Origin of the sequence: Marinomonas pollencensis (assembly GCF_003387375.1) — a bacterium.
GTDB lineage: Bacteria > Pseudomonadota > Gammaproteobacteria > Pseudomonadales > Marinomonadaceae > Marinomonas > Marinomonas pollencensis.
The window spans coordinates 54,845-70,838 of the sequence record NZ_QUNG01000011.1; the positions used below are offsets into that span (position 1 = coordinate 54,845).

The 15,994-nt window shown below is 46.2% G+C and carries 14 protein-coding genes; 12 read left to right on the forward strand and 2 right to left on the reverse strand.

All coding sequences use genetic code 11. From position 1 onward, the window contains the following. The first annotated feature begins 30 nt into the window (after positions 1-30). The 5 genes from DFP81_RS14275 (at position 31) to DFP81_RS14295 (ending at position 5,123) form a co-directional block, all read left to right on the forward strand. Positions 31-321 carry a DUF2607 family protein gene (locus DFP81_RS14275; RefSeq protein ID WP_115898578.1) on the forward strand — a complete coding sequence of 97 codons (291 nt, stop codon included), beginning with the start codon at positions 31-33 and terminating at the stop codon, positions 319-321. Positions 322-418: 97 nt separating this feature from the next. Then, positions 419-2,020 (forward strand): ABC transporter substrate-binding protein, encoded by a 1,602-nt coding sequence (locus DFP81_RS14280; RefSeq protein ID WP_115898579.1) that lies wholly within the window; start codon positions 419-421, stop codon positions 2,018-2,020. After that, on the forward strand, positions 2,004-2,936 hold the full coding sequence (locus tag DFP81_RS14285; protein WP_115898580.1) for an ABC transporter permease: 933 nt from the start codon (positions 2,004-2,006) through the stop codon (positions 2,934-2,936). The genes DFP81_RS14280 and DFP81_RS14285 overlap by 17 nt, the downstream gene beginning before the upstream one ends. Then, positions 2,933-3,730 (forward strand): ABC transporter permease, encoded by a 798-nt coding sequence (locus DFP81_RS14290; protein WP_115898581.1) that lies wholly within the window; start codon positions 2,933-2,935, stop codon positions 3,728-3,730. The genes DFP81_RS14285 and DFP81_RS14290 overlap by 4 nt, the downstream gene beginning before the upstream one ends. Further along, positions 3,714-5,123, forward strand: a complete 1,410-nt coding sequence (locus DFP81_RS14295) for an ABC transporter ATP-binding protein (protein ID WP_115898582.1) — start codon at positions 3,714-3,716, stop codon at positions 5,121-5,123. The genes DFP81_RS14290 and DFP81_RS14295 overlap by 17 nt, the downstream gene beginning before the upstream one ends. A gap of 162 nt (positions 5,124-5,285) precedes the next feature. Here DFP81_RS14295 and DFP81_RS14300 read toward each other — a convergent pair whose 3' ends face one another. Further along, positions 5,286-5,888 carry a nitroreductase family protein gene (locus tag DFP81_RS14300; RefSeq protein ID WP_115898583.1) on the reverse strand — a complete coding sequence of 201 codons (603 nt, stop codon included), beginning with the start codon at positions 5,886-5,888 and terminating at the stop codon, positions 5,286-5,288. A 165-nt stretch (positions 5,889-6,053) separates the two neighbouring features. Between DFP81_RS14300 and DFP81_RS14305 the strand changes: the two genes are divergently transcribed. After that, positions 6,054-6,959: a LysR family transcriptional regulator gene (locus DFP81_RS14305; protein ID WP_115898584.1), complete on the forward strand. Its 906-nt coding sequence runs from the start codon at positions 6,054-6,056 to the stop codon at positions 6,957-6,959. A gap of 171 nt (positions 6,960-7,130) precedes the next feature. Here the strand turns inward: DFP81_RS14305 and DFP81_RS14310 are convergent, their stop codons facing one another. Beyond that, positions 7,131-7,379 carry a hypothetical protein gene (locus DFP81_RS14310; RefSeq protein WP_115898618.1) on the reverse strand — a complete coding sequence of 83 codons (249 nt, stop codon included), beginning with the start codon at positions 7,377-7,379 and terminating at the stop codon, positions 7,131-7,133. A gap of 203 nt (positions 7,380-7,582) precedes the next feature. Here DFP81_RS14310 and DFP81_RS14315 point away from each other — a divergent pair, with 203 nt between their 5' ends. The 6 genes from DFP81_RS14315 (at position 7,583) to DFP81_RS14340 (ending at position 15,885) form a co-directional block, all read left to right on the forward strand. Next, positions 7,583-8,401 carry a polyphosphate kinase 2 family protein gene (locus tag DFP81_RS14315; protein WP_115898585.1) on the forward strand — a complete coding sequence of 273 codons (819 nt, stop codon included), beginning with the start codon at positions 7,583-7,585 and terminating at the stop codon, positions 8,399-8,401. Between the two features lie 107 nt (positions 8,402-8,508). Then, the gene (locus DFP81_RS14320) at positions 8,509-8,859 is read left to right on the forward strand and encodes a hypothetical protein (RefSeq protein ID WP_115898586.1); all 351 of its coding nucleotides are present in this window, start codon (positions 8,509-8,511) and stop codon (positions 8,857-8,859) included. A 214-nt stretch (positions 8,860-9,073) separates the two neighbouring features. Further along, a complete protein-coding gene (locus tag DFP81_RS14325) occupies positions 9,074-11,113 on the forward strand; it encodes a copper resistance system multicopper oxidase (RefSeq protein ID WP_115898587.1) in 2,040 nt (679 codons plus the stop codon). Between the two features lie 10 nt (positions 11,114-11,123). Next, on the forward strand, positions 11,124-11,837 hold the full coding sequence (locus DFP81_RS14330) for a copper resistance protein B (protein ID WP_115898588.1): 714 nt from the start codon (positions 11,124-11,126) through the stop codon (positions 11,835-11,837). A gap of 487 nt (positions 11,838-12,324) precedes the next feature. Further along, on the forward strand, positions 12,325-12,930 hold the full coding sequence (locus tag DFP81_RS14335) for a class I SAM-dependent methyltransferase (RefSeq protein WP_220342999.1): 606 nt from the start codon (positions 12,325-12,327) through the stop codon (positions 12,928-12,930). Beyond that, complete coding sequence (locus DFP81_RS14340; protein ID WP_115898589.1) at positions 12,931-15,885, forward strand: DEAD/DEAH box helicase family protein; 2,955 nt, start codon at positions 12,931-12,933, stop codon at positions 15,883-15,885. Positions 15,886-15,994: the final 109 nt, after the last annotated feature.

Consider the following 15,994-nt stretch of genomic DNA (forward strand, 5'->3'; position numbering starts at 1 on the left):
GCTTAATTGACGCAGTTTTTGAGTTAACGCATGCAAAAAAAGCAACAAACATTGGTCCAGGTTCTATGCTGCGTCTTATTGGTGATTTTGCTTGGCGTTATGTCCAGCGTACACGATACGGACATAGACGAAGGCCATCACCAGCATCATCAATGTGAGATGTTTCACTTTTCTCAGCAGTGGTTGCCTGCGTCTGAGTTTGTTTGGCCTGTGGTATGGCAAGCGCCGCAGCGCAGTCTGCCGCTGCTGGTTACTTTTTTCAGTATTGTTGTTTTTATCTCCCGAGCTCGGGCCCCGCCGTCATTGCGTTCTATTTTCTAATCCCCTGAAAGCAAAACCTATTTCACGCTTGTGTTTGATAAGACAAACCCGTGGGTTAGGTGTGCCTATTTGAAGATGACTTTAGAAGAGAAACCGAATGACAGAATTGTCGTATGCCGCTATTCGCCGTCACAAAACGCGAATAAAAGCCGCATTAGCAGGCGGGGTGAGCCTTGTGCTGTGCCTGATGTTTGTTTTATTTAGCCAAGCCACCAACAACAACCAGACTCGCTCAAATACGTTAGCGATTGGTGGTCCTTGGGAATTCACCAGCCTTGAACCCTCCAAGCAAGGCTATATTTACACGCGCATGAGCATCCTAGAAACCTTATTAAATGTGGATGCAAAAGGCGATCTAATCGCCGGTCTTGCGCGCAGTTGGCAAAGCAGTGCCGATGAAAAAACCTGGACCCTGACATTGCAACCTAATGTGTTGTTTCAAGATGGTTCACCGCTGAATGCAAGCGCCGTGGTCAGTGCATTACGCTTTGCGCAAGATAAGCATGGCGCATTGCAAAAAGCCCCGATCGAAGCAATACGGGTGAAAAATCCACAGCAAGTAGAGATTGTATTAAGCCAGCCACACACAGTATTGCCTGCCTTGTTAGCGCATTACTCCACCGCCATATTGGCGCCAAGTGCTTACGATCAAGAAGGCAAGGTCACCCGTTTAATTGGTACAGGCGCTTACTTGTTAGACACTTTTGAGCCGCCACATAAGTTGAGTGTGAAAGCCAACCCAACTTATTGGGGGATTAAGCCAAGTATTGAATTCGCTCAGTATCTTACCGGACACCGTGCTGAAAGCCGTATTTTGCAGGCAAAATCAGGGGATGCCGACATAGTCTATAGCCTAAACGCAGCCATGCTTGATCAATTAAAGGGTAGTGATCAGGTAACGGTTCATTCCGCTGCCATACCGCGTACCTTGCTGCTAAAACTGAATGCAGCCCATCCATTTATGAACCAAGTGGAAGCGCGCCAAGCACTGAGTTTGGCGATCAATCGTCCAGCCATTGCCGAGCAAGTGCTGCACGTTGCAGAAGCGGCCAGCGATCAAATTTTCTCGCCTTCTATGGGCGCTTGGTATTTAGACCAGCCGCAAGAAAACCATAACCTAGCGAAAGCCGCTGAGTTATTGGCCGGACTAGGTTGGCAAAAAGATGCACAAGGCTGGTTGGTGCGTGACGGTCAGCGTTTTCAATTGACTTTAACCACCTACGCGGATCGGCCAGAGCTGACAACCGTGGCGACAGCATTGCAAGACCAATGGAAGCGGCTTGGCGTCGAGCTTAAAGTCGATGTGACCAACTCCAGTATGATTCCTTCGGGCCACGCTGATAACACCTTAGAAGTGGCGTTAATAGCGCGCAACTTAGGCGTAATAGCCGACCCAGTATCGTTAATTGCCAACGAGTACACCCATGGTGGTGGCGACTGGGGGGCAATGAATTGGCACAACCCAGCAGTCGACCAAGCACTGGAGCGACTCACCACACAGAGTGACCCAGAGCAAGCAAAGCGTGATGCGCAGCTCGTGGCTAGCGCCATTTATCAGCAAAAGCCGGTGCTATCCATTGCTTATTATCAACAGCATAACGCGGTCAACGCACGGGTAAAGGGCTTTCAATTTGACCCCTTCCTACGTGATTACTTTATTAACAAGATGGAGCTGGTCGACCATGTGGACGCTCATTAAACACCGAATATTTCAATTGATCCTGGTTGTCTGGGGCGTGGGCACTTTAACCTTTGTGTTAATGCGCAGTTTACCCGGTGACATGGCGTATCGTATTGCTGCCAGCCGTTATGGGCAGGACAGCGTCGACTCAGCGGCTGCCGAATTGGTGCGCCAAGAGTTGGGGCTTGATGCCAGCTGGTGGCAGAGCTACGCCCAATGGTTAACGGATTTAGTGCAATTTAACCTGGGTAAATCCTTGGTCAGCGGTTTGCCGGTGATCGAAACCGTTCAGCATCAGTTAGGTCACTCTGTGTTGTTGGCCTTTACCAGTGTCTTGTTGGCGTCTTTGATTGCGATTTTCGTCGGCGTGTTATCGGCGTTTCGTCAGGGGACCCTCGACCATGGCTTTTTGTGGTTGTCGACCTTGTTGCGCTCTATGCCTGTGTTTGTCATCGGTCTGATGCTGATTTTGATTTTCTCGGTGGCTTGGCCGATTTTACCCGTCGCGGGTTTTGGGACTTGGCAACATTTGGTGCTTCCAACTTTGGCATTGGCGCTCAGCCTTGCGGCGGTGTCTAACCGAGTGGTACGCAACAATACCTTGCGTATTATCCGCGCGCCATTTTATCAATTTGCCGCGATCAAAGGCTTGTCGACGCGACAAACCTTTGTTCAACATGGCATTCGTAATATTTCTGTCCCAGTGATCGCCTTTATTGGTATTCAGTTGGTGACTGTGATCGAAGGCATTGTAATGATCGAATCTTTGTTTTCTTGGCCAGGCATTGGCCATGGTCTGGCGCACGCCATTTTTGCCCGTGACATTCCAGTGATCCAAGGTTGTGCCCTGATGATGGGGATCTTATTTGTGTTGCTGAATACCTGTGTGGATTTGCTTTGTCACTGGATTGACCCAAGAGGAGCCCACGCATGATCGCGCTTAAAACGAATCAAAAAATTGGCATGACCCTCTTGCTTGGTCTGTTATTGGTCGCGAGCTGTATTGTGCAATGGTCGCCTTATCATATTGCGGACCAAGACCTATCAGGGCGTTTGTTGGCACCCAATGGCGAACATTGGCTTGGCACAGACCACTTTGGTCGTGACATGTTAACGCGTCTTGCCAGTGCTATTCAGTTGTCCTTTGTGTTGAGCTTTTTCTGTGTGCTGACCTCGGCCACCTTAGGGGTGTCGCTGGGTGTGATCACCGCATGGAAAGGCGGTCGCATGGCACAAGGGATGGACGTGATAGTGAATATCTTGTTGGCATTGCCAGGTTTGGTATTGGTGCTGTTGTTTGCCGCCATCGTGCCAGGTTCTTTGTTGGTGTTGTATTTGGCCATTACCTTAACCCAATGGGTAGAATACTTTCGTGTGTCGCGTGCCATCACCAATACCATTATTAATAGTCCAGCGCGTCAGCTGTCGCAAATGATGGGGTTTGGCCCTTGGTATCAGTTTCGTCGTCATATTTGGCCGGAACTGACTCATTCCATTTTGACCCTAGCCTCGTTTGGTGGTGCCAATGCCATTTTAACCATGGCGTCACTGGGCTTTGTGTATGTGGGTATTCAACCGCCAATGGCGGAGTTGGGGCTAATGAGCGTCGAGCTGTTTCCCTACTATGCTCAAGCGCCGTGGATTCTCGTGCAGCCTTTGATCGCGATTGCGACTTTGGTTTTTGGCTTTCACCTTTTAGCAGGAAATAAACATGACGCCGCTCATTAAGGTTCAAGATTTATCCATCCATTACCAAGGAAAGTGCTTGGTAAATCAGGTTTCTTTTAGCGTTGAAAAAGGCCGACCGCTAACCATTTTGGGACAAACTGGCTCGGGTAAAACCTTAATCGCCAAAGCCATCATGGGGCTATTACCGAGCGTATTGACTGTCAGCGGTGTGGTAGAGGTATTGGGTAAGCCGGTTGTAGCTCAGTCCCGTTCCGATTTATGGGGCAAAAGCATTACCATGCTACCCCAAGAACCCTGGCATTCTCTTGACCCATTAATGGCCAATTATCAGCAAGTGTCCGAGGTATACGAGTTGGTAAAAGGTGAAAATGGTGAAACCGCGTTTAATCACGCCATTGAAGATCTAGACCATCTTGGCTTAAAAGACAGTGCCTTAAAGCGCCCGACAGAATTGTCTGGTGGTATGGCCCAGCGTTTGGCGATTGCCAGTGCCACTGCGGCGGGGGCAAATTTGGTGATTGCCGATGAGCCGACCAAAGGCTTGGATACCAGTCGTCGTGACGACATTATTCAGCTGCTAAAAAAGAGCGCGCAAGGTGGCAGTTTGTTAACCATTACCCATGATATTGATGTGGCCCAACAGCTGGGCGGAGACATCTTAGTGATTAAAAATGGTGACATGATAGAAACAGGTGTGGCCGAGTCTGTGTTAACCAATCCACAGGCCGAGTACACCAAAGAGTTGATTTTCGCGGCACCAGAATATTGGCAACTAGAACCTGCTCCTGTGGCTGAGCGACGCGCCATTTTACAGGTCACGGACTTGACCATTGGCCGTGGCAAAAACGCCTTATCGTCTGGCTTAAACCTAACCTGTCATGGGGGCGAAATCATAGGTGTTGTGGGTGACAGTGGTTGTGGCAAAAGCACCTTTGGTGACACGCTACTTGGCTTGTTGTCACCATTGAAAGGCACGATTAAGCCCATCTTAGAGAACACCAAGCCTCACCAATGGCTAAAGTTGTTTCAAGATCCGCCATCGAGCCTAAGTGCCCATGTGACACTGCAAACCTTGCTCAATGACTTGGTGAAACTGCACAAGCTGGATACCCAGAAAATAGCGCCGTTAATGAAAAAGCTAAATCTGCCGGAGTCCATCTTGCAGCGCTCTGCAAAAGAGGTGTCTGGTGGTGAACTGCAGCGATTTTCTATTTTACGTGCCTTATTGCTTGAGCCGGTATTTTTGTTTGCCGACGAGCCAACCTCGCGCTTGGACCCCTTTATCGCCAAAGAAATCACCGAATTGCTTATTGCCCTCGCAAGGGAGCAGGGCTGTGCCTTATTGATCGTCAGCCATGATCCAGCGCTGATCGATAAATGCTGTGACACAGTGATCCGCTTGGATCAGCAAAAACAAGCAGACGTCGTATAAGCGCCAGGTTACGAAAAGAAGCGCCGCAAGCTGAAGAAAAAGAAGCTTGCCGTGAGAAGGGAGTGCATCACGGCAAGCAGCAGATACTAGAAAGGATTAATGATGACTGCTGATAACGTATTGCATCATTCAGATAACGAGATGAAAGGGTGGGTAATGCGTTTAAAAGTGGTTTTCAGATAACACCTCTTCCAGCGATAATTGGCCGCCACGTGGGTGAGCGGCTTGTTTGGCCTTGCCGATGGCAATCATCATCGCGATAACGTGTCCCTTGGGCAGGTGAATCAAACGCGCCACTTCTTCAGTGTCAAAGCCAACCATTGGGCAAGTATCATAGTCCAAACTTTTGGCCGCTAGCATGATGGTTTGAGCAACGATCCCACAAGAGCGCATGGCTTCATCCCGTTGGATTTGTTCCTTTCCTTCATAAAAGGCTTTCATCATTGGCAGCAATATACTTTGCGTGGCGGATGGGCTGTTGGCGACATAGCGTTCGGGTCTGTCGTTCCATGCATTGACATCTGCGCACAGCACAAGCAATTCACAGGCGTCGGTTATTTGCTCTTGCCCCCAAGCGGCCTCCTTGATTTGGTATCTTTGTGCTTGGTCTGTCACCCTAATAAAGCGCCAGTGCTGAATGTTGTAAGAGGTTGGAGAGAGTATCGCCGCCTGCATTATTTTATTAAAATCTTCTGCCGGCATTTCGCTTTCTACCTGATAATGCTTAACCGCTCTGCGTTGCTCGATGGCCTGAAAAACCTTCATAATTTCCCCTTTATTTTGAACCAGTGATTGTCTGATGGAAGAACTGTTTGGCTATAAAGTGAAGCCAAATCCTTATTGAGCCTGACTGTAAATGCTTTGCCGTTGACTGATAAGTGGGGATATCGGAAACTCATAGTTGAGTTTTAGTTGACAGTGGTGGACGTAATGGAAACTTTTTCTGCAATACCTGTGTTTGTTGCCGTGGTTGAACAGGGTAGTTTTTCTCAGGCGGCGATACAGTTAGGAATAAGTAAATCGGCTGTGAGCAAGCGAGTACGGGAGTTAGAAAGCAAGCTTGGAGTGCAATTAATACACAGAACCACAAGGCGCTTGAGTTTAACGGAAGCAGGGGAGCGTTACGCAGAATACGCAATTAAAGCCTATGCGGCGGCGTGTGAAGGGATTGACTCTGTTACCCAGTTGCAAGGCAAGCCAAAAGGCTTACTGAAAATCAATGTGCCTATGTCATTTGGCCGCTTACACATAGCCCCTTTGGTGGCAGACTTTCTTGCCTTGTATCCAGACATTGAGCTCAACATGGTGATGGACGACAAAGTGTTTGACCTGCTTGAAGGTGGCTTTGACTTAGCTATCCGTGCGGGAGAGTTACAAGATTCCAGCCTGGTTGCCCGGCGTTTGGCGCCATGTCGCAGTGTGATTTGTGCTTCCCCTGAATACTTAGTAAACAACCCAGCTCCGATGACCCCTGATGAGCTGCTAAACCATAACTGCATTCATTATTCGTATTTTAGCGGTGGCAGCGAGTGGACATTATTAGGCGAATCCGAGCCTGTGAAAGTCAAAATTCGCGGTAATTATCAGGTCAATAACAGCGAAGCATTGCAGCAAGCCGTATTAACTGGGCTTGGTATCGCTAAGATCCCAACTTTTATTGTGGGCAAAGACATTGCCGCAGGTAACTTGGTGCCCTTATTAACCGAATACGATTTACCGCTGCAAACACTGTATGCCGTGTTCCCTGAGCGTCGTTATTTGCCCACAAAGGTACGTGTATTTGTTGATTTCATTCTTGAAAGACTGGGTGGGGAGCAACCCTATTGGGATAACTAAGCGCAGTAGGCGGCGCCTTCTAGATGGGCTTTGTGATACGGCAAGCCGACAATAAGAGCAGCATAAGGCTAGGTGATTGTGCAAGACGCTGTGTGCATCAATAGCATGACAATAGAACAAGATAGCAGCAGATGACGCCTGCTCAAAAACAGGCGCGATCTGACTTTTTTATTAGTGCTTAAGGCGAGTGCCGTAGCGCACTAAGTCTTTACCTGTCTCAAAGACTTCTACACTGATCCAGCGAGCCAATAGCAGTTTTTGCTGCTCATCAAATACCGCAACAAAGTGGCGGCCGTCTGAATTATTGGTGGCCATGCCTACCCCAGCAACGCCCTCTAAACCAAGGGTGCCCATTTCGACACTCAGTAAAAAGCGTTCAAGCTCGACTAAATTGGTGATTACTTCTTGATCGTCATTCATGTTAAAACTCATTGATTGGGTGCCTTGTACAAAGTCACGGGGTTACACATATTATATGGCTATTTTATAGAGTGTGATTACAAACATAAACCTTCAGGGCGAACTAATCGTCGGCAACTTGGTGAACACATAGAATTTGTGTTTTGTTGTCTAATAGAGGAGGCTATTAAACACCGTCTTACGACCTTTGAGGGGAAAGTGTGATGTTTAAGCCTTCTAAAATCCGATTAGAATCTTTACCTCCTAGCCTTAGCGATGTAGACCTAAGCCAGCGATTAGCCTCGAAAAAACGCTATAAAAAAGCCTTAAAACAGTTACAAAAGCGCATGCTTACCGTGCAGCAGGCTTATTATCACCAGGGCTTGAGGGCCATTATTAGTGTAGAAGGCTGGGACGCCAGCGGTAAGGGTGGGGCGATACGGCGTTTGACGGAGCGCCTAGACCCACGTGGCTTTTCGGTATATTCAATTGCTGCCCCTACGGATTTTGAACAGGGCAAACACTACTTATATCGTTTTCAAACACGTTTGCCTGCTCAGGGTAACATCGCCATTTTTGATCGCTCTTATTATGGTCGCGTGCTGGTGGAGCGGCTTGAAGGGTTCGCCTCCGAGCGAGAATGGCAGCGCGCCTACCAAGAGATAAACGAATTTGAGCGTTTGTTGAGCGACGATGGAGTCAGAATCATCAAGATCTTCTTGCATATAGACAAGGAGGAGCAGCTTAAACGTTTTGTAGAAAGATTAAATAACCCGAAAAAGCGTTGGAAGCTCACCGATGAAGACATTCGCAACCGTGATAAATGGTCGGAATATGAAGAAGCCATTGATGAAATGTTTGCTCGTACTTCTGAAGTGAACCGTCCCTGGAAACTCATCGCAGGAAACCATAAATGGCATGCCCGGGTGAAGTTTTTAAAAACCGTTGTTGAAGGCCTCGAAAAAGGCGTGGATGTCAGCGTGCCAGCTATCGACAAAAATCTGGTTAAGCTGATGAGTGAAGAGCTAATGAAGAAGAACTAATCCAGCGACTGTGTTTAGCTTTCCATCCAATGTGATGCGTGATTAATGTATGGAGAAAATGGGTTTCACACGGTATCATATCGGTGAAATTTGCTTGGGGTTGGGGAATGAAACAAAGAAATATCATTGTTATTTTGTTCGCTCTATTTGCTTTTCTTAGTCAAGCGTCTGCTGCGGTGGAAGTCGCGAACCCAATCCAACATCTTGTTATGCAAGATGTTTGTTCTTCTTCTATGGCGAGCAGCGAGCTTTCATCTCATCACGTGTCTCATGTTTCAATGGACTGCTGTAAAAACCCGCAAACTTGCTCAATGGCGTCGTGCCTAGCGCCCATCGCGTTGGTTGAACATCAGGTGCTGTTGCCCGAGCGTTTTCCTGCTCATCATAACACCGCTTTGGTTATTCATGAGCTACCGCAACATAATATATCCTTATACCGCCCTCCCATTGTTGTCTAAATTTGGCTCAGTCTTTTGTGTTATTAAAGCCTGACTAAATCCATAAAAATCCGTGTCTTTTCACACCACTTTGAAACGAAAGTGGCGTAGTGCTCTGTATTGAGCGTTTTACATAATTTTATTGGAGACAATGTATGTCTTGTTCTCGATATGCGGGTGAGTTGCGTCTGCAAACTCTTGTGCCTTGGTGCCTTTATTCAACGGAGGGCGTGCAATGACAGAGTTTAAAAAAACATCCGACCAACACGCTTGTGCGCCTCAATCCACCTTTACAAACAAGAGTGTTAGCCGTCGTCAGTTTGTGTTCGGTGCATCCGCTTTACTCGCGGTTACCGCAATACCTTTTTCCAGAAATGCCGTGGCCGATGCGATAGCTAGGCCGTTAACGGAGTTATCAGGCAGGGTATTTGATCTCACTATTGATTACCAAACCGTCAATATTACCGGTGAGCCTGCTCAAGCGACGGTGATCAATCAGTTATTACCAGGGCCGTTATTGCGCTGGAAAGAAGGGGAAACTGTCACACTTAGAGTGAAAAATAATCTAGACCGTGACACCTCATTGCATTGGCATGGCATGATCCTTCCCACCGGTATGGATGGTGTTCCAGGGTTAAGTTTTGGTGGCATAAAGCCTGGGGAAACCTTTGAGTATCAATTTCCTGTGAAGCAAAGTGGCACCTATTGGTACCACAGTCATTCGGGGTTTCAAGAGCAAACAGGTGCTTATGGGGCCATTGTTATCGAGCCAAAAGACGCGGAACCTGTGGCCTTCGACCGCGAGTATGTGGTGATGCTTTCGGACTGGTCAGACGAGGCGCCAGAAAGCATTTATGCCAATTTAAAAAAACAATCCGATTATTATAATTACCACGAACGAACCTTGTCGGACTTGTTTGCTGATATCAAAAAGCAAGGCTTGGTGAACACATGGAAAGCGCGCTCTATGTGGAACCAGCAACGCATGACTGACCGTGATATTTCTGATGTTACCGGTGCGACTTATACCTACCTAATCAATGGCAATTCTCCCGCTCAACCATGGCAGGCGTTATTTAAAGCGGGCGAAAAAGTGCGCCTACGAGTGATTAACAGCTCTGCTATGACCATTTTTGATGTTCGCATACCAGGTTTAAAAATGACGGTTGTTGCCAGTGATGGACAAAATGTCCAGCCGGTGACTGTGGATGAGTTTCGGATTGGCGTAGCAGAAACCTATGACCTTATTGTCGAGCCTGAAGCAGGAAACGCCTACAGCCTGTTTGCGCAAAGCATTGATCGCTCTGGGTATGCTATTGGCCATCTCACCTCGGATTATGGTTTGTCTGCAAAAGTCCCTGCTATGGACCCAGTACCGATTCTTACTCATGGCGACATGGGCATGAAGATGGACATGGCAAATATGGACCACAGCAGTATGGCTATGGGCGCTGACTCTATGTCAGGTCATTCTATGCAAGGTCACGCTATGGACCACAGCAGTATGCCTATGGGCGCTGATTCTATGTCAGGTCATTCTATGCAAGGTCACGCTATGGACCACAGCAGTATGACGATGGGCGCTGACTCTATGTCAGATCAGTCTATGCAAGGTCACGCTATGGACCACAGCAGTATGACGATGGGCGCTGACACTATGTCAGGTCAGTCTATGCAAGGTCACGCTATGGACCACAGCAGTATGACGATGGAAGGAATCGGCCTGGCAGGTTACGGCAGTAACAGCGAGCTGGTTCACTTGGAATCAGAACAAGGCCCACAAGTCGATATGCGGGCAGATGCCCCTCAAAGTGGCTTAAACGACCCAGGCATTGGCTTGAGGGAGCATCAAGAAAAATATCATCGAAAAGTGCTGACCTACGCGGACCTTAAAGGGCTGCATGCTACAAAGGACAAACGTCAGCCGAGCAGGGAAATACAGCTGCATTTAACCGGAAATATGGATCGTTACATGTGGTCCATTAACGGGCTTAAATTTGCCGACTCAGAGCCGCTTGAGCTTAGTTACGGAGAAAGGGTTCGAATTACCTTGGTAAACGACACCATGATGACGCATCCCATGCATTTGCATGGTATGTGGAGCGAGCTTGAAACCGGCGACCCTGATTACATTCCACGTAAGCACACAGTGTTGGTTCAACCCGGTTCGAAGATCAGTTATTTGGTGACGGCGGATGCATTAGGGCAGTGGGCCTATCACTGCCATTTGTTGTATCACATGCCTGGCATGTTCCGAAAAGTCGTCGTCAAATAAGGAGTAGCTCATGAAGAATGTTAAATCACCCATCCTCACATTGGGGTTATTCGCCGCCTCTGTTGGCTGCTCTTTGGTATATGCAGACGCACAAGATGATCCATTGTTAACCAGTGTGATGATTGATCAACTGGAAACCGGCCTCAATAGCGGGGATGCCACCAACGTCAGTGCTCAAGCTTGGCTGGGTTATGACTTAAATAAGCTTTGGCTTAAAGTCGATAGTGAATACACCAGCAGTGACGAGCAAGAGCTAGAAGTTCAAGCGCTTTACAGTCACGCTGTTGCGCCTTATTGGAACTTACAAATGGGGGTAAGGCAAGACATTAAACCAACACCGACACGCCATTGGGCTGTGTTGGGTGTTCAAGGTTTGGCGCCGTACTGGTTTGATATTGATGCCGCGTTATTTCTTGGTGAAGAAGGACGTAGCGCTGTTCGTTTGAGTGTTGAGCAAGAATGGCTAGTGACGCAAAAATTGATCTTAACACCGGAAATTGAAATGAATGCGTACAGTCAAAACGACGCCAAAACCAATATTGGCTCGGGGCTATCGGACATCAGTGCGGGGCTAAGATTGCGCTATGAAATAACGCGCAAATTTGCGCCTTATATTGGCCTAGATTGGAGCCGCAAGCTGGGCAATACCGCCGACCTTGTCCGTAGTGACGGAGAAAGTATCAGCGAGACCCAGTTTGTAGTGGGGGTAAAAGCTTGGTTTTAGCATGATGAGAATATGACCGGCAGTAACAAGTAACAGGAAGAAGACTTACTGCTGATCATTAACCTGCACTATGTAAAAACTAAAAGCGCAGATCGACCAGCAGACCTGGTCTACTTTTTGGTTACTAGACAGAGCAAACAGCTCTGTCTAGTAACCTTTAATTGAATCTATACTCGCGGCTTGATAAAACCTGTGAAACGCATGGGGAACAGTGACAGTAAAAAACAAGAAGGCTGAGATAGAACCAGTAAATGTCGTTATCAGCGGAAAATGGCTTCGAACAGAGGGCAAAGTGCATTTATTCTTATTTTGTGGCATTTCTCGGTGGGTTTCTTGTCTACAAAAATTCCCAAATATGACATAGTAATAAACATCTTAGTAAACAAGGAAAGGTGCTGGCTCACAAAACGATATTGTGATGGCGGCAGTTTATAGGAAATTGGCGCACAGCATGTTCCTATCACAGACGAACCAAGGAGGGGGCAGTTTGAAATCGAATCCAACGCTTACGTTTTACAACCAAAACGCTCAACAATTCACCGACTCAACCCTTCAGGTTGATATGTCGGCGCTTTATCGTGAATTTTTACCGAATATCCCCATTAATGGACACATTTTAGACGCAGGCTGTGGCTCTGCCCGCGATGCCGCCTATTTCAAGCAACAGGGTTTTCGTGTCAGCGCCTTTGACGCAAGCGAAGAGTTGGCGGCCTTGGCCAGCCAACATCTGCAACAAACCGTCGAAGTTAACACCTTTCAGCAATTGGATAGCGTCAACCAATACGATGGCATTTGGTGCTGCGCTAGTTTATTGCATGTATCAAAAGCTGAGCTACCACAAGTATTTTTAAACCTACAAAATGCGCTTAAACCCAATGGCGTTTTATATGTATCGTTTAAATATGGCACGCAAGAGCGTGTGCATAATGGCCGAGAGTTTACCGATTTAACCGAGCAGTTATTAAGTGATTTAATAAATCAGCACACGCAATTAAGCATAGTTAAACACTGGCAAAGTGTTGACCAGCGCCCAGGGCGCGAAAGCGAAGTGTGGTTAAATGCTTTATTAACGCAGAGCAAAGCGAAATTATAAGTGAATAGTTTTAGCGAATATCAGCAATTTCAAAATAATAACCAACAACTTATTACGGGTGATAATGATCCGTTATTACCTAATCTTGTGAATGCCATAAATAATGCCAGTGAGATTGAAATTACAGTTTCATTTATTCAGCTAAGTGGCTTAGTACTGTTGTTCGACCCCCTAAGCGAAGCCTTACAAAGTGGCGCAACGCTCAAACTACTTACCTCAGACTACCTCGATATTACTCATCCTAATGCTTTGAGAGATCTCATGGCATTAGTAGATCGTGGTGCCGATGTGCGTATTTACCAAACGCACAGCAATCAAAGCTTCCATATGAAGTCGTATATTTTCGTAAAAACAAACGACATAAATGAAATTACTGGTGGCTGTGCTTTTATTGGCTCAAGTAATATTAGTAAAAGCGCATTGACCAAAGGGCATGAGTGGAATTTTAGACACGATTATAAACTGCCAAAAACAAGCCAAGCAGCGAAGCAGTTTTTAAGTATACGCACAGCTTTTGAAAATATTTTTAATCACGAATCTGTTACCCATTTAAGCCATGAATGGATAAATAGTTATATTGCTAGGCGCAAAACACAGCAATTTGTATCTGTAAAGCATACCGATACAATCGATCAAATTAGTGAGCAAAGCGAAACTAAAACACCAAGGCCAGCTCAAATTGAAGCGCTCAATGCCTTAGCACAAACTCGAACTGAGGGCTTTAAACGCGGCTTAGTAGTGTTAGCAACGGGGATGGGGAAAACGTGGTTAAGCGCATTTGATGTTAAACAATTTAAGGCTAAACGTGTATTGTTCGTCGCGCATCGTGAAGAAATACTTTTGCAAGCACAGCGTACTTTTTCTGAATTACTCACTCTATCTACTGGGTTTTATAACGGTAAACAGCGAGACAAAAACGCCGACTGTTTATTTGCCTCAATTCAAACCATTGGCCGAAGTAATCACCTAAAGCAGTTTGCACCAACAGCATTTGATTACATTATTGTCGACGAATTTCACCATGCAAGTGCACGCGTATATCGCCAGCTTTTAAACTACTTTGAACCCCAATTTTTACTTGGTTTAACCGCTACGCCAGAACGTACTGACCAAGCTGATATTTTAGGGCTATGCGACAACAACTTAGTGTTTGAACGAAACTTAACGCAAGGGATAGATCAAAAAACGTTAGTGCCGTTTCATTACTACGGCATTTGGGACGAAAACGTAAACTATCAAGCTATTCCATGGCGCAATGGCCGATTTGATCCAGCTGCACTAGAAAACAAATTTGCAACCCAAAAACGAGCAGACCACGCACTTTTACAGTGGCAGCAATATAAGCAGCAGCGCACATTAGGCTTTTGTATTTCCACCAAACATGCCGATTACATGGCTGATGCGTTTAATAAAGCGGGTGTAAAAGCGCTATCTGTACATAGTCAGTCAAAAGTACGCCGTAATGAGGCACTAAAACAATTAGAACAGCGCCAAGTTGAAGTACTATTTACTGTTGATTTGTTTAACGAGGGGACTGATTTACCAAGCATTGATACTATATTAATGCTGCGCCCAAGCGACTCTAAAATACTCTTTTTACAGCAACTAGGTCGTGGTTTACGTACATTAGAAGGCAAAACCCATTTGGTTGTGCTTGATTTTATCGGTAACCACCATAGCTTTTTAAATAAACCTTATGCACTACTACATGAAACAACGCCTAGTGGTGTAGTTAAGAAGCTTAAAAAACCAAACCTTGCTGATGGCTGCTTTATAAATGTTGATTTAAAAGTGACCGACTTTTGGCAACAGCTAGCCAAAATACAGCGCACTACAGCGTTAGAAGATATAACACAACTTGCCGAGCAACTAGGGCATTTACCCGCATTAAGTGAGTTTTACTACCACTACGGCGATATAAAAAAGGTAAACAGCAACTACACTAGCTGGTTTGAGCTAATTGCTAAAACACAAAATATTGATGACGAAGCACAACAAAGTGCTGAGCAATTAGCGCCATTTTACGACTTTTTACACAAAGGCATACAAACAACCAGTATGACCAAATGCTTCAAGGCTATTTTGCTTGAGGCTTATGTCGCTTTAAATGGTTTTGCTAACCCCCCAACAGTTTCTGAACTTGCAGCCATGAGTGCTAAAGTATTAGCGCGGCATCCCAATTTAAAACAACACGATTTACCTATTAAAGAACAGCAATCAGCTGCGAATTCACAAACATGGCAAAGCTACTGGCGTAAAAATCCAATTAAAGCCTACACCAATAAAAATAAAGACGGCACACAATGGTTTACCTTACAAAACGACATAGTAAAAGCCACGTTTGATGTACCCGCAGAAATACTCGAATTACTAAATAACGCCGTGTTAGAGCTGGTCGAATACAGCCTAGCTAAATACAGCCAGCGGCTAAAAGTAGCAACGCCAACCACGGAACAAAATACAGAGCAACACGCTGATAATGTGACTCAACTAGAGTTTAAAGAGCTTGCCGATACAGAAAATGGGCAAGATAGTGCATTAAAACTGCCGTACTTTCCCAATATTAAAATTGCCTGCGGACATTTTAAAACAGGGGATGAAAGCGATATGGAGTTGATGGACGGGCCATTTGGTGCTGGTAAGCTTGATCCAAACGTGCATTTTTTAGCTCGCGCATCGGGCAACTCGATGAACGGCGGTAAAACCCCAATTTACGATGGCGACTTACTGCTACTTGAACTTATAACCTCCGATAAAGCCGGATCGTTACGTGACCAAATAGTTGTTATAGAGCGAGATGATATAAGTGGAGAAGGGCAGTATTTACTCCGTAAAATTAATAAATTACCAAACGGGCAATATGAGCTAATCGCTCAAAACCCCGATTACGAGGTAATGATTGCAGATAAAAGCATGCGAACGTTCGCACGGTTTAAACAAGTGGTCATGGAATAGTTGCAGTTGCGATTAAGCTTTTAGGTGCATAGCTTGCTCGCGCGAAAAGCGCAGCTTTTAAATTGTAGGTCGAGCTTTAGCTCGTCAATGTGATTGGTAATATTAGGGG

Excerpts from the sequence above, each read along its gene's own strand:
- DFP81_RS14275 (WP_115898578.1), top strand. The coding sequence starts at position 31 with ATGCAAAAAAAGCAACAAACATTGGTCCAGGTTCTATGCTGCGTCTTA.
- DFP81_RS14280 (WP_115898579.1), top strand. The coding sequence starts at position 419 with ATGACAGAATTGTCGTATGCCGCTATTCGCCGTCACAAAACGCGAATA.
- DFP81_RS14285 (WP_115898580.1), top strand. The coding sequence starts at position 2,004 with ATGTGGACGCTCATTAAACACCGAATATTTCAATTGATCCTGGTTGTC.
- DFP81_RS14290 (WP_115898581.1), top strand. The coding sequence starts at position 2,933 with ATGATCGCGCTTAAAACGAATCAAAAAATTGGCATGACCCTCTTGCTT.
- DFP81_RS14295 (WP_115898582.1), top strand. The coding sequence starts at position 3,714 with ATGACGCCGCTCATTAAGGTTCAAGATTTATCCATCCATTACCAAGGA.
- DFP81_RS14300 (WP_115898583.1), bottom strand. The coding sequence starts at position 5,888 with ATGAAGGTTTTTCAGGCCATCGAGCAACGCAGAGCGGTTAAGCATTAT.
- DFP81_RS14305 (WP_115898584.1), top strand. The coding sequence starts at position 6,054 with ATGGAAACTTTTTCTGCAATACCTGTGTTTGTTGCCGTGGTTGAACAG.
- DFP81_RS14310 (WP_115898618.1), bottom strand. The coding sequence starts at position 7,379 with ATGAATGACGATCAAGAAGTAATCACCAATTTAGTCGAGCTTGAACGC.
- DFP81_RS14315 (WP_115898585.1), top strand. The coding sequence starts at position 7,583 with ATGTTTAAGCCTTCTAAAATCCGATTAGAATCTTTACCTCCTAGCCTT.
- DFP81_RS14320 (WP_115898586.1), top strand. The coding sequence starts at position 8,509 with ATGAAACAAAGAAATATCATTGTTATTTTGTTCGCTCTATTTGCTTTT.
- DFP81_RS14325 (WP_115898587.1), top strand. The coding sequence starts at position 9,074 with ATGACAGAGTTTAAAAAAACATCCGACCAACACGCTTGTGCGCCTCAA.
- DFP81_RS14330 (WP_115898588.1), top strand. The coding sequence starts at position 11,124 with ATGAAGAATGTTAAATCACCCATCCTCACATTGGGGTTATTCGCCGCC.